The organism is Micromonospora qiuiae, assembly GCF_016863555.1.
Taxonomy (GTDB): Bacteria; Actinomycetota; Actinomycetes; order Mycobacteriales; family Micromonosporaceae; genus Micromonospora; species Micromonospora qiuiae.
Map to the genome: position 1 here is coordinate 1 of NZ_BOPC01000024.1, position 14,098 is coordinate 14,098.

The window sequence follows — 14,098 nt, forward strand, 5'->3', positions numbered from 1 at the left end:
GTGTAGGCGAGCCGGCCGGAGGCGACGCTGCTGGTGACGCCGGTGAGCAGATGCGGCTGGAGATCGGTGGGCGCGTCCACCCCCGGGCCGTACTGCTGGGTGATGACGCCGGTGAAGACACCGGTTCGCGAGCCCCGCAGCGACTCCACGGAGATGCTGGCGCGCTCGAACACCTCCCAGGCGGTTTCCAGCAGTACCCGCTGCTGCGGATCCATCGCGGTGGCCTCGCGAGGGCTGATGCCGAACAGTTCGGCGTCGAACTCGTCGGCGTCGTAGACGAAGCCGCCAAGACGCGTGTACTCCGCCGTACCGGTCGGCCAACCCCGGTCCGTAGGGAACGGGCCGATCGCGTCTGTCCCGCTGGCCACCAGCTCCCAGAGCTGCTCCGGGGTGGTCACGCCCCCGGGAAGCCGGCAACCCATCGCGACCACGGCGATCGGCTCGTCGATCACCGACCGCACGGGTGCTGCCGCGTCGTCCACCGACGCGGCCGCCGGCTGCTGAGAACCGGGCATCTGGTCCAGCAGGTGCTGGGCCAGCGCGGTGACGGTCGGATGCGCGAACACCACCGTGGCCGGCAGCCGCAGCCCGGTAACCGTGGACAGGCGGTTGCGCAGCTCGACGGCCGTCAGCGAGTCGATCCCGAGTTCCTTCAGCGCTCGCCGCGGGTCGATACCATCCGGATCGGGGTGGGCGAGCACGGCGGCGGTGTGATGGCTGACGAGCTCGATGAGGCGCGGCAGCCGCCGCTGCTGCTGCGGCAGCGCCGCGAACTCGGTCGCGAGCCGGCTGCCTGCGTCGGCCGGCCGGACGTCGGGGGTGGCCTGGCGCGCCGGTGCGCCCGCCGGCAGGCGGAGCAGCCCGTGCAGCAGATCCGGTACCGCCGCGCCCGCCGCCGCCTGCTGCCGGGGGCCGGCCAGCTCCAGTCGGGCGGCGAGGACGTGGCCGAGCCCGCTGGCGACAGCCGAGTCGAACAGCGCCAGCCCGTCGCCGGCGGGCATCGGAGCCAGCCCGATCCGGATCATCCGGGCCCGGTCGGCGGCGCCCAACTGCTCGGTCATCCCGCTCGCCGTGGCCCACAGGCCCCAGGCCGTCGACACCGCAGGCAGCCCGAGCGCCCGGCGGTGCTGGGCGAGGGCGTCCATGAACGCGTTACCGGCCGCGTAGTTGGCCTGGCCGGCGCCGCCGAACAGCGCCATCGCCGAGGAGAAGAGGACGAACAGTGAGAGGTCGTGGTCCTGGGTCAGCTCGTGCAGGTGCCACGCCGCGTCCACTTTGATCCTGAGTACCTGTTCGAGCTGTTCCGCTGTCAGTGAGGTGACCGGCGCGTCGGCGAGCATTCCGGCCGCGTGGACCACGCCGGTGAGCGGGTGCTCGGCGGTGGTGCGCGAGATCACCTCGGCCAGGGCCGCCCGGTCCGCCACGTCGCACGCCTCGACCACCGCGGTGGCGCCGAGGCCGCCCAGCCGGGAGACCAGATCGGCGACATCGGCTCCGGCGGCACCGGACCGGGACAGCAGCACGAGCCGCCGCACACCGTACGCCTGGACCAGGTGCTCGGCGATGAGCCGGCCGATCATCCCGGTGCCACCGGTGATCAGTACCGTGCCTTCCGAGTCTGGCGGGGTGGGCAGGGTCAGCACGAGCTTGCCCGTGTGCCGGCCCTGCTGCAGGAGACGGAAGGCGTCGCCGGCCTGCGCGACCGGATAGGTGGCGACCGGCGAGGCGCGCAGCGCCCCGTCCACCAGGAGCGCGGCAACCTCCGCGAGCATCTCGCCGAGGCGGGCGGCGTCGAGGTCGAACAGGTCGAACGGCTGGTAGGTCAGGCCGGGGTGGGCCGCGTTGATCTCGTCGACGTCCCGGATGTCGGCCTTGCCGATTTCGATGAACCGGCCACCCGGGCCCAGCAGGCGCAGCGACGCGTCGATGAGCTCGCCGGTGAGGCTGTTGACCACCACGTCCACGCCCTGTCCGGCGGTGGCGGTGTGGAACCGCTGCTCGAATTCCGCGGTCCGGGAGCTCGCCAGGTGCTCGTCGTCGAAACCGTCCTCGCGCAGCAGCGCCCACTTGCTCGGGTGGGCCGTGGCGAACACCTCGGCGCCGAGGTGGCGGGCCAGCTGGGTGGCGGCCATGCCGACGCCGCCCGCAGCGGCGTGGATCAGCACCCGCTCGCCGGGGCGGACCGCCGCGAGGTCGACGAGTGCATGGTAGGCGGTCAGGAAGACTGCGGGAATGGCAGCCGCGCGCGACCAGTCCCAGGCGTCCGGTACCGGCACGGCGAGCCGGTGGTCGGCGACGACGACGCCACCGATGCCACCGCGGAACAGGCCCATCACGCGGTCTCCGACGGCGATGCCGGTCACTTCGGGGCCGACCTCGGTGACGACGCCCGCCGCCTCGCAGCCGAGCTGCTCCGGCTCCGGGTACGTGCCGAGCGTGATGAGTACGTCGCGGAAGTTGATGCCGGCCGCGCGAACGTCGATCCGGATCTCGCCCTGCCCGAGGGGACGAGTCGCGTCGGCGTACGGGACGAGGGCGAGGCCGTCGATGGTGCCGGCGGCGAGGACCTCCAGCCGCCACGGCGAACGGTCCGCGGGCGCGGTGAGCGTGGGCGCCACCGCCAATCGAGGAACGTACGCCACCCCCTCACGGACGGCGCCACGCCGGTGGCCGGCGGCGAGGAGACGGCGGACGAATCGCTCGGCCTCGCCCGGCCGGTCCTGGTCGACGATTACCACGCGGTCCGGGTTTTCGGTCAGGGCACTGCTCGCCAGCGCCCAGACGGCGGCATGGGCCGGGTCCGGAGGCTCGGCGGTGGCGTTGGTGGTGACGACGGCCACGGTCGCGGTGCTGTCCGGATCGGCCAGCTGGGCCTGGATGGCCTCCAGCGCGTGTCGGACGGCCCGGTGGGTGGCGCCGACCGGGTTGCCCTGGTCAGCGGCGGGAGCGAACACGATGGACAGCTCCGCGGCGTCGCCGTCGGTGGTCTCCGGGCTGGTCGGGGCGGGCAGCGGTTGCCAGGTGAGGCGGTGAAGCGGTGGCGTGACACCCGTGGCGCTGGCGCGGAACATGAGGGACGCGGTCAGCACGATCTCGCCGGCGGCGGTGACGGTGAGGTCGAAGGTGTCCGGGCCGGTACGGCGGGCGTGCAGGTCGACAGCGGTCAGTGGTTCGGCGGCCGGCCGGCTGCGGACGTCGCTGAAGGCCACCGGCAGGTTCCGGCTGCCGGGTGCCTGCGTGAGCAGCGTGAGCAGCGGGTGCAGCGTGCCGTCGAGCAGCGCCGGATGGATGGCGTACCCGCTGGCGTCGAGGGAGCCGGCCAGCTGCGACCGGACCCAGGTGTCCGCGCCGTCGGTGTGCGTCTGGGTGGCGTTGCTGAACGCCGGCCCGTACCGGTAGCCGAGATCGGCCAGCTGCGGGTAGAGGTCGGTGGGCACCGGCGCCAGGGTGGCCGGAGCAGGGGGCGCGACCGGCCTTTCCGCTGGTGGGGTGGCGCTGAGGGTGCCCGTGGCGTGCAGGGTCCAGCCTCGGTGCCCGACCGGCTGGGCGTGGATGGTGAGCTGGCCGGTTCGGCCGCTGACCGTCACCTGCAGGTCGGTCGGTTGGTCGACCGGAAGCGGGCTGAGCAGCGTCAGCTCCGCGACGTACGGGGTCTCGGTGTGCCCGGCAGCGTGCACGGCCAGCTCGAGGAAGGCGGTGGCGGGCAGCAACGGGGTGGACTCCACCACGTGGTCGGCGAGCCACGGTTGGGCGGCCGGGTCCACCCGGCCGGTGAGAAGCAGAGTGTCGTCCTGTTCGGCCAGCCAGGTCACCGACTCCAGGAGCGGGTGAGGCTTCTTGCCGGCGTGGCCCGCGCTTGCCGCCGTCAACCAGAAGGTCTGGTGTTCGAACGGGTAGGTGGGCAGGACCGAGACGGCCTGGTTGCCGGTTCGGGGGAAAGGATCGGCCGGCAGGCTGTCCCAGCTGATCGGGACGCCGTGGGTGTGTGCTTGCACGATCGCCGTCGTCAGATCGCCCGCCGTACCCTGGCCACGACGCAGCGACGGCAAGGCAGCGGCGTCCGGAGCCGTGCCCAGGACCGGCGTGGTCAGCACCGGGTGCGGGCTGACCTCGATGTAGATGGTGTGGCCGTCACGGTACGCACGGTCGACGGTCTGCTGGAAGCGCACCGGGTTGCGCAGGTTTTGGTACCAGTACTCGGCGACGAGCTCGGTGGTGTCCACCGGCTGGCCGCTCAGCGTGGAGTAGAAGGTGGTGTGCGCCGGCTCGGGCGTGATCTGGGCGAGCACCCGCGCGAGTTGGTCGCGCAGCGGCTCCATGTGCGGCGTGTGCGACGCGTAGTCCACGTCGATGCCGCGGGCGTGTACACCGTCGGCCTGGCACTCGGCGAGGATGGCGGCCACCTCGTCGGCCGGGCCGGCGATCACGGTCGAGCTCGGACCATTCATGGCGGCCACGTGGACCGCGGGGTACTTGGTCAGTCGCTTCGCGGCCTGCTGGGCGGTGAGCCCGACCGAAGCCATGGTCCCGGTGCCGGCGAGCTGGCGCAGTGCCTGGCCGCGCAGCGCCACCACCCTCGCCGCGTCCTCGAGGCTCAGCGCGCCGGCGATGTAGGCGGCGCCGATCTCACCCTGCGAGTGCCCGAGCACCGCGTCCGGCTGGACACCGGCGGCCGCCCAAAGCTTGGCCAGGCCGGTGGTGATCGCGAACAGCGCTGGCTGCAGCACGTCCACCCGGGTCAGCAGCCCATTGGTGTCCGTAGTCAGCACCTCGACCAGATCCCAGTCGATCCACCTGGCCAGGGCCTGCTGGCAGGCGGCGATGTGCTCGGCGAACAGCGGGGACTCCCGCAGCAGGTCGGCCGCCATCCCGGTCCACTGGCTGCCCTGGCCGGGGAAGACGAAGACCACCTTGCCCTGCAGGGCGGTGCCGGTGTGCAGGTTGTCCGCCGGCTCCCCATCGGCCAGCGCGCGGAGGCCAGCCAGCAGCTGCTCGGTGTTTTCGCCGGTGACCGCCGCCCGGTACGGCAGAGCCACGCGGCCGGTGGCCAGGACAGCGCCGACCGAGCCGGCATCCCAGCAGTCATCTTCAGAAAGATGCGCGTGCAGCCGGCCCGCGTGGGTCGCCAACGCCTTGGGCGTCTTGGCCGATACCAGCCAGGCCGTGCTCCCTGCGGTGAAGGGCGGCACCGCGGGCTCAGCGTCGGCGGGCGTGGCCGGTGCCTGCTCCAGGATCAGGTGGGCGTTGGTACCGGAGATGCCGAAGGACGAAACCGCCGCGCGTCGCGGCCGTTCCCGTTCGGGCCACGTCTGGTGCTCGGTGAGCAACCGGACGGCCCCGCTGCTCCAGTCCACGTGAGGGGTTGGCGCGTCGACGTGCCGCGTCTTGGGCAGCAGACCGTGACGCATGGCCTGCACCATCTTGATGATGCTGGCGACACCGGCGGCCGCCTGGGTGTGGCCGATGTTGGACTTGATCGAGCCGAGCCACAGCGGCTCCTCGGCGGAACGGTGCGCGCCGTACGTGGCGAGGACGGCGTGGGCCTCGATGGGGTCGCCCAGCTTGGTTCCCGTACCGTGCGCCTCCACGACGTCCACCTCGCCGGCGCTCACCCTGGCGTCGGCCAGCGCGCTGCGGATGACGCGTTGCTGGGACGGCCCGTTCGGTGCGGTCAGCCCGTTGCTGGCGCCGTCGTTGTTGACCGCCGAGCCGGCGATCACCGCCAGCACCGGGTGGCCGTTCGCGCGCGCGTCAGAGAGCCGCTCGAGCAGGAGTACGCCGACTCCCTCGCCCCAGCCGGTGCCGTCGGCGCCCGCGGCGAACGCCTTGCACCGGCCGTCCGGAGCCAGGCCTCCCTGCGCGCCGAACTCCGTGAAGATGCCCGGTGATGACATCACCGTCACGCCGGCGGCGAGAGCCAGCTCGCATTCGCCGTTTCGCAGTGCCCGGCCGGCTAGGTGTACCGCCACCAGCGAGGACGAGCAGGCGGTGTCCACGGTGACGGCCGGTCCCTCGAAGCCGAAGGTGTACGCGATGCGCCCGGAGGCCACGCTGCCGGTGGTGCCGGTGAGCATGAAGCCGGCGTGCCCGCCGGTGGAGTCGGCCAGCCGCGGTCCGTACTCCTGCCCCATCGCGCCGACGAACACGCCGACCGGGCGCGCTTTCCACTGTGTGGGGTCGATTCCGGCCCGTTCGAACACCTCCCACGACGTTTCCAGCAGCAGTCGCTGCTGCGGATCCATCGCCACGGCCTCGCGGTGGGAGATGCCGAAGAATCCGGCGTCGAACACGCCGGCGTCGGACAGGAAGCTACCCACCGAGACGCCTGCGGCCGAGACCACGGCCGGCACGTCCCAGCCTCGGTCCCTGGGAAGCTCCGATGCCGTCTCGCCACCGGCCACGACCAGGTCCCACAGCCCTTCCGGCGAGACCACCCCACCGGGGTACCGGCACGCCATTCCGACCACGGCCACGAGGTCGTCGGTGTCCGCGGGTGGGGTGGCGACGGCCGGATCCACGGCACCGGCTGGCTTCGCCTCGGTCGACATGAGGCCAAGCAGGTAGGCGATCAGGCGTTCCACGGTCGGGTAGTCGAACACCAGGCCCGCCGCCAGCCCGACGCCCAGCTCCTCGCCCAGCCGGTCGGCGAACTCGACGGCCAACCATGAGTCGAAGCCCAGATCTTTGAACGACAGGCTGACATCCACATCGGACTCGTCGAGGTCGAGTACCGCCGCGACGTGAGAGATCACCATGCCGGTCAGGTGCCGGCGACGCTCGGCGGCCGGCAGGGCGGACGGGCTCGTCACCTGGCTGGGGGAGCGGGTCGGCTCGCTGGCGGCACGCGCGTCCGAGGCCGCCGGCTCCTGCTGAGGCGGCGTCCAGTAGCGGCGCCGCTCGAACGGGTAGGTGGGCAGATCGACGGTGTCCGCCCGGCCACCGAAGACAGCGCTCCAGTCGATCGCCGCGCCGCTGACGAAGGCCTCCGCCAAGCCGGTCAGGAGGTGCTCCAGTCCGCCTTCGCCGCAGGACATTTCCACCGACCGGCCCGCTCCGTCCTCGTGGCCCGTCGCCGCGTTCACCGCGTCCGCGAACCTGTCCTGAGCGTGCGGGTGGTCGAGCCAGTAGCCGGCCCCAAGCTCGGCGGCGTCCAGACGGCCGCCGGTCGCCGGGGAGAAGAACGAGACGGTTGTGGGCTGCGGCGTAATGCCATCGAGCCCCTGCCCGTCACCAGCCTTGAGCGGCCGGGACCGCAGTACGACCACGCGCGCCGCGTCGTCCAGCGACAGCAGGCCCGCGGCACACGCCGCCGCGATCTCTGCGCGCGCGTGGCCGACCACCGCGTCCGGCCGCACGCCGTAGTGCCGCCACAGGCCGACCAGCGCCACCTGCACCGCGAACGACACCTGCTCCGCGACGTCCGTCCGGCTGACATCAGGCGCGTTGGCTACGCCGGCCAGCACATCCACCGGCGACCAGCCCGACCAGCGGGCGACCGCCTCCGCGCTCTCATCCAGCAGGCTCGCGAACACCGGCGACTCGGCCCGCAGCTGGGCTACCGGCTCCATCGGGTCCGCGGTCGCGTCCGGGAAGACGAACACGGTGCCGCCGCGCTTGCGTTGCCCGGAAACGAGTCCGGTGGTGGGTGTACCGCCGGCCAGCCCGGCCAGCCCGCTCAGCAGCTCGCCCGCGTCACGCCCAAGGACCACCGCGCGGTGGGCGAAGGCGGTGCGCGTCGTCGCCAGGGACCATCCGACGCCGACCAGGTCCAGTTCCGCCTGACCGGTCAGATGGTCGGTCAGGTTGGCGGCCTGTGCCGCCAGCGCCTGTTCGGTGCGCCCGGAAACCACCCAGGGCAGCAGGGGCCCGGCCGACGGAGGCGATGCCGCCGCAGCGGTGCCGTGCCTGCGCCGGCGCGTGGCGGCGCGGGCGGACCCATCCGGCGGCTCCGCCACCACCAGGTGGCAGTTCGTGCCGCCCATGCCGAAGGACGAAACGCCTGCCAGGCGCCGCTCGGCGGGCAGCTCCACCAGGTCCGTGGCCACCCGTAGGCCGAGCTTGCCCAGGTCGATGGCCGCGGGCGGCCGATTGAAGTGAAGGGACGGCGGGATGACGCCCCGGGAGACCGACAGCACGGCCTTGAGCAGACCGGCAGCGCCAGCGCCGCCCTCCAGGTGTCCCACGTTCGTCTTCACCGAACCGACCACCAGCGGGTCGTCCGCGGCGCGGCCGAAGACCGCGCCCAGCGCGGCAGCCTCGATCGGGTCTCCGACCCGGGTACCCGTGCCATGCAGTTCAACGAACCCGACCCGGTGCCGGTCCACGCCGGCCGCCGTGTACGCGGCCCGCAGGACTTCCTCCTGACCCGCGGCTGACGGCACGGTCAGACCGACGCCTGTCCCGTCGTGGCCAACCGCTCCGCCGAGCAGGACCGCCCAGACCCGGTCCCCGTCCGCGATGGCCGAGGACAGCCGCTTCAGCGCGAAGACGACTCCCCCCTCGCCACGGACGTACCCGTCGGCGGCTTCGTCGAAGACGTGGCATCGACCCGAAGCGGACAGGCCGCCGAACTCGGCGGAAATTCGACCGACCACATCGGACAGCATGAGGTTGACGCCACCGGCCAGGGCGAGGTCGCAGGCGCTGGAGCGCAAACTTTCGCAGGCCAGTTGTACGGACACCAGGGACGAGGACTGGCCCGAGTCCACCACGAGGGACGGCCCTCGCAGCCCGAGCACATAGGATGTCCGATTGGCGATTAGGCCGCGATTGGTGCCCGTCATCGTGTGGGAGCCGATCGGCGCGCCGCTACCAGTGAGTGTGACCTGGGCGAACTCGTCCCATACCGAGCCCACCCAGACGCCCACCCGGCGGCCGGTAAGGACGGATGGCACCACCCCGGCGTCTTCGAGTGCCTCCCAGACCAGCTCCAGCACAAGCCCCTGGCGCGGGTCCATTTCAGCCGCTTCTCGCGGGGAGATGCCGAAGAACCCGGCGTCGAACTGATCGAGGTGGGGCACGAAGCCACCGACGGCGTTCGATCCCAGTAGACCTGCCCGATCATCGGGTACGGGGCGCACCGCGTCCACGCCGTCCACCAGGACGCGCCAGAAGCCGTCGACTCCGCTCCCGCCAGGAAGCCGGGCACCGATGCCGACTACGGCAACCGGCTCCCCAGCCGTGATTGGCGAGCGCTGCGTCCCTTGGTTCATCACCGTCGCGCCTCCAAAATCAAGCTTGCCCGCGCGACCTCGACACGCGGGCGCGCTGAGGATCGATCGTCGAACCCGGCACTTAAGGCCGTCTTGACGGCAGCTAAAGCGCCGTACAGCGCGGCACACACGGATGAACAGGTGGTGGTGTAGGGGAGGGCTAGGGGTTCAGCGCCAGGCCGTGCCCTTCATACGCTCCTAATGTGAAGGACACGTGGGTGTACCGGCGGCCGTCATCGGTGGCGCGAATGCGTTTGTTCTGCCTGCCACACGCTGGCGGCACCGCGGCCGCGTACGGCAGTTGGCACGGCGAGTTCCCGGAGGAAATTGAGGTCTGCGCTGTGGAACTGCCCGGCCGCCGTGCCCGGCTACGCGAGCCGCTGATCCGCCGGGTCAAGCCGTTGGTCGCCGCGATCGCCAGCGGCCTCAAGCCGCACCTGGATCTGCCGTACGCCTTCTTCGGCCACAGTTACGGTGCTCTGCTCGCCTTCGAGCTGCACCATCACCTGCTCGGCGAGGGGCACGGCTCGGGGCCGCGAGCACTTTTCCTCAGCGGAGCGTCGGCGCCGCACATGCCGCGCGCCAATCCACCGCTGTCCCACCTAGACGATGAAGCGTTTGTGCAGGAACTGCTCGGTTACGGCGGCATCCCTGACACGCTCGTGGGCGAGTCGGCCGTGATGCAGATGTTCGTGCCGGTGCTGCGCGCGGATATCGAGGCGTTCGAACACTACGTCCCGAGCCCGCGCGACCTGATCGACTGCCCGGTGTACCTCTATGGCGGAGATCGTGACCACCTGGCGGCGCCGGCCCAGGTGGCCGCGTGGCGCGAGCTTGTTGCCGGCCCGGCGCCGCTTGAACTCTTCCCAGGTGGTCACTTCTACCTGCAGGAGCACCGCGCCCTGCTCACCGCTTCCATCGCGCGGCGACTGGGCCGCTGCCTCCATCCGCGCCCTATGGTGGCGACCGGCTAGCGACAGAAATTCGCACTTGGTGGCCATGCCCGTCGTGCCGGTGGGCTGCCGAAGCACTACTAGGGAGCGGTCTTCACGAGCACGTCCTGGACCAGCTTGATGACGGCTGGCGCCTGGTCGACGAGGTAGAAGTGGCCGCCGGGCAGTACGCGCAAATTGAAGTCTGCGCCGGTGTGGTCGCCCCAGGCCTTCGCGTCGGCGATGCTGACCCGTGGATCAGCATCGCCGACGAGGGCCGTGATCGGGCAGGTCAGCTCCTGTCCGGGCTGGTGCCGGTACGACTCGATCGCCCGGTAGTCGCTCTTGATGGCAGGCATGATCATTTCGAGCATCTCGGCATCGCTCAGGATGCTCGAGTCGGTACCGTTCAGCAGCCGCAGCTCCGCGATCACGCCTCCTTCGTCGTGCTCGTGGACGCGCTCCAGGCGCTGTATCGACGGTGCGCGGCGGCCCGACGCGAACAGGTGGCGCAGCACAGTCCCGTCGCGTTCCAGCCGCCGTGCCACCTCGTACGCGAGGATCGCGCCCATGCTGTGGCCGAAGAACGCCAGCGGCCGGTCGGTCATCGTTCGCATCGCCCAGAAGATGTTGTCCGCCAGCTCGCGGATGTCCTCCATCCTGCGCTCCAGCCGGCGGTCCTGCCGGCCGGGATACTGGATGGCGAAGACCTCCAACGCCGGTGAGACCTTGGCGGAAAAAGGTGTATAGAAGCTCGCTGAGCCGCCAGCGTGCGGGAAGCAAACCAGCCGGGTGGCGTCCGGCACCGCGGAGTGGAAGCGGCGAACCCAGTCTTCGTGGGTGCCAGCGTCTGTTTTCATGGATTGTTCCTCACTTCCGGCTTACGCGGATCCACGGGGTGATGTTCCTCAACTGGCAAGGAATTTCGCTGGTGTCGCGTATAGGACATCGAAGGTGGAACCGCCGCGATGCGTTTACTTCCCCGAAAACGAGGAACCGAGTGAACCTTACGGCGGTGCCCCGGCGCTGGGAACCCCAGATTTGGACACCCCTATCCTCCTCGACCCCGGTGAGGAGTGGACCAATAGGGGTACATACCCAATTGATCGATCGGTAGCCTACGGGTCGCAGTCGCCATTCGCACGATACGGGGGACAGGCTGTGACGGTAGAGAAGGCAGTAGCGTACGATCTGCTGTCGAGCTGCCGCGCCGGAAAAGGCATGCTGACGCTGGTCAGTGGCCCGGTCGGTTGTGGCAAGAGTGAGTTTCTACGTCAACTCAGGGAGTTGGCCGTCGATGAAGGCATGTGCGTGCTGCATGCCACCGGCTCCCAGAGTGACTGGTCGCCTCCGCTGGGAGCGGTCCGCCAGCTCTTCGACGGGCCCGACCTGCCGGAGGGCTTGGCCGCGCGGGCGGCGGTATTGATCGACGGCGCGCTCGATCTCGCTCGCTGCGGCGTCGAGCTCGATCCGGCCGACTCGCCACCGGTGGAGCTCCGTCAGGGCCTGACCAGCGAGCTCATCGAGCTGTCGTCAGCCGGCCGCCGGCCGGTCGTGGTCACCGTCGATGACGCGAATCTCGCCGATCCGGCTTCGTTATGGTTTCTGCTCCACCTGGGACGCCGGGTACGGCAAGCGGCGATAACCATCGTGCTCACCGAGACGGCCGGCCAGCGGCCGCTCAACCCGCTGCTGCGGGCCGAGTTGCTCAGCCAGCCACACGCGCGCCAGCTGCGCATCGGGGCACTGGGCCCGGCCGCTGTCGCCGCCCTGCTGAGCCACCGCCTGGCCGCGCCGGTGAGCGCCGAGCTTGCCAATGAGTACCACCAGCTCAGCGGCGGCAACCCGGTGCTGGTGAACGCGTTGGTCGATGACCATCTGCGGGCGGTCCGACGCGGTCCGGAGCTGGTGGTCGGCGACGCCTATGCCCAGGCCGTGCTCACCTGTATGCACCGCGGCGGCGTCCCACTGGTCCGGCTGGCCCGGGCGGTCGCGGTGCTGAACGAACCGGCCGGATCCGCGGTGGTCGCCGAGATCATCGATCTCGACATCTGGTCCACTGTCTTCGCTACGTGGGCTGCCGAGACCGCCGGCCTGCTGCACGATGGTCATTTCCGGCATCAGCGGGCGCGGATGGCAGTGCTCAACGGGATGATGCCGGAGGAACAGCTGCGGCTCCGCGAACGGGCGGCGGAGGCGCTGCACACGAGCGGTGCCCCGGCGACAGCGGTGGCCCGGCAGGTGCTCAGCGCAGTCCAGCTCGGTGGCGCCCACCAGTACCAGCCGCGGTGGCTGGTGCCGGTTCTGGTGGAGGCGGCCGAACGCGGGCTGCAGCAGGATGACACGAGGTTCGCCCTGGACTGCCTACGCCTGGCCGAGAAGGTCTGCGTCGACGAGGACGAACGCCTGACGATCCTGTACCTGGCACTGCGCGGCCACATGCGGCTCGACCCGTCCAACGGGCAGCCCTGTGTCGCCGAGTTGAGCGAGGCGGTCCGGCGAGGGCGGCTGACCGGGCGCCGGTCGCTGCTGCCGATCTTCAGCCTTCTGTGGTACGGCCGCACGAGCGAGGCGCTGGATTTGCTCAGCTACGTGGCGAGGGTGACCGTGGGCAACTCGGACACCGCCCTTGCGGTTTTCAGCACGGCCGCTCAGGTGTGCTACGTGTACCCGGACGCTGTCGCCAAGCTGCGCGCCGAGCTGGAGCCGGTGAAGTCGACGAGCGCGACGTTCGCGGCCCGCGAGGCATGCTTGCGGGCGGCTGCCGTGGTGGACGCGATGTCCAGCGGCTATACCGACCGGGCCTTGGCCGACGCCGAGCGGATCCTGAGCCAGTCGAAGCTCGACGACGCGACGTTCGGGCCGATCTGGTCCGCGTTGGAGACGCTGATGCTGGCGGAGCAGCTGGAGCGGGCCGCGCACTGGTGCGACGCGCTGCTGCGCACGGCGGAAGCCTGCCGCGCACCGACCTGGCAGGCGCTGTTCTCCGCGCGTCACGCCATGATCAGATTCTGGCAGGGTGATCTGCGGAGGGCCGAGGAGGACGGGCACCGCTCGCTGTCGTTGCTGAGTGTCAAAGACTGGGGCGGCATAATCGGCCTCCCGCTCGCGGTCCTGGTGCTGGCCAACACGGCCAGCGGCCGGTATGACCTCGCCGCGAGGTACCTGCGCGTTTCGGCTCCGGACGCGATGGCGCATACCCAGGTCGGCATGGTCTACCTGCGCGCGCGGGGGCGGTACCACCTGGCGCGGGGTGACCTCTCGGCCGCGATGAACGACTTCGAAGTGTGCCGGGAGCGGGCCCTGAGCTGGAGGCGGGACCTACCTGGCCTGATCCCATGGCGCAGCGACATGGCGGAGGCACTGGTCGCCATGGGGCAGCCGGCTCGGGCCCGCGAACTGCTCCAGGAGCAGATGACGATGCTGGGCCGGTACAGCACGCGCACCCGGGGAGTCACGCTGCGGGTCCTCGCCTCCGCCAGCCGGGGAGAGGACCGGCCGACCATCCTGACAGAAGCGGTGGAAGCGTTGCAGGCCTGCGGCGACAGGCAGGAGTTGGCGCGCGCGTTGGCCGATCTGGGCAGCGTGCAGCACGCGCTCGGCGAGTACAGCCAGGCGCGCCTCACGATGCGCCGTTCGCACCACATCAGCTTCGCGTACGGCCATGGCGGCCACGGGCACGACGACGTGGCCGGTAAGCAGACGTTGACCCTCGTGCGAGGGCTCGGCGAGCAGGTGGGTGCGATCGCGCTCAGTGAGGCGGAATGCCGGGTGGCCGCGCTGGCGGCGCGTGGCGAAACCAATCGCCAGATCGCCCGCAAATGCAGCATCACGATCAGCACTGTCGAGCAGCACTTGACCCGCGTGTACCGCAAGCTCGGCGTGCACGGACGGTACGACCTGGCCGGTGCGTTCGAGCAGATGATGCGCGAGCCGGCCTGACCGTCCGGAGAC

Annotated in this window: 4 protein-coding genes; 2 read left to right on the top strand and 2 right to left on the bottom strand. The window is 70.9% G+C overall.

The genetic code is table 11. From position 1 onward, the window contains the following. Positions 1-9,212 (bottom strand): type I polyketide synthase (locus Vqi01_RS09410; RefSeq protein ID WP_204034304.1); only part of this gene is annotated, 9,212 nt, incomplete at its 3' end. Between the two features lie 203 nt (positions 9,213-9,415). On the opposite strand from Vqi01_RS09410, the gene Vqi01_RS09415 reads away from it, so the two are divergent. Then, the gene (locus Vqi01_RS09415; RefSeq protein WP_204034306.1) at positions 9,416-10,186 is read left to right on the top strand and encodes a thioesterase II family protein; all 771 of its coding nucleotides are present in this window, start codon (positions 9,416-9,418) and stop codon (positions 10,184-10,186) included. A gap of 59 nt (positions 10,187-10,245) precedes the next feature. Here the strand turns inward: Vqi01_RS09415 and Vqi01_RS09420 are convergent, their stop codons facing one another. Beyond that, a complete protein-coding gene (locus Vqi01_RS09420) occupies positions 10,246-11,004 on the bottom strand; it encodes a thioesterase II family protein (RefSeq protein WP_204034307.1) in 759 nt (252 codons plus the stop codon). Between Vqi01_RS09420 and Vqi01_RS09425 the strand changes: the two genes are divergently transcribed. Then, positions 10,937-14,086: a helix-turn-helix transcriptional regulator gene (locus tag Vqi01_RS09425; RefSeq protein WP_239098286.1), complete on the top strand. Its 3,150-nt coding sequence runs from the start codon at positions 10,937-10,939 to the stop codon at positions 14,084-14,086. The genes Vqi01_RS09420 and Vqi01_RS09425 overlap by 68 nt on opposite strands. Positions 14,087-14,098 lie beyond the last annotated feature (12 nt).

What these genes read in the sequence shown, in the direction of transcription:
- Vqi01_RS09420 (WP_204034307.1), bottom strand. Translation starts at nt 11,004, where the DNA reads ATGAAAACAGACGCTGGCACCCACGAAGACTGGGTTCGCCGCTTCCAC.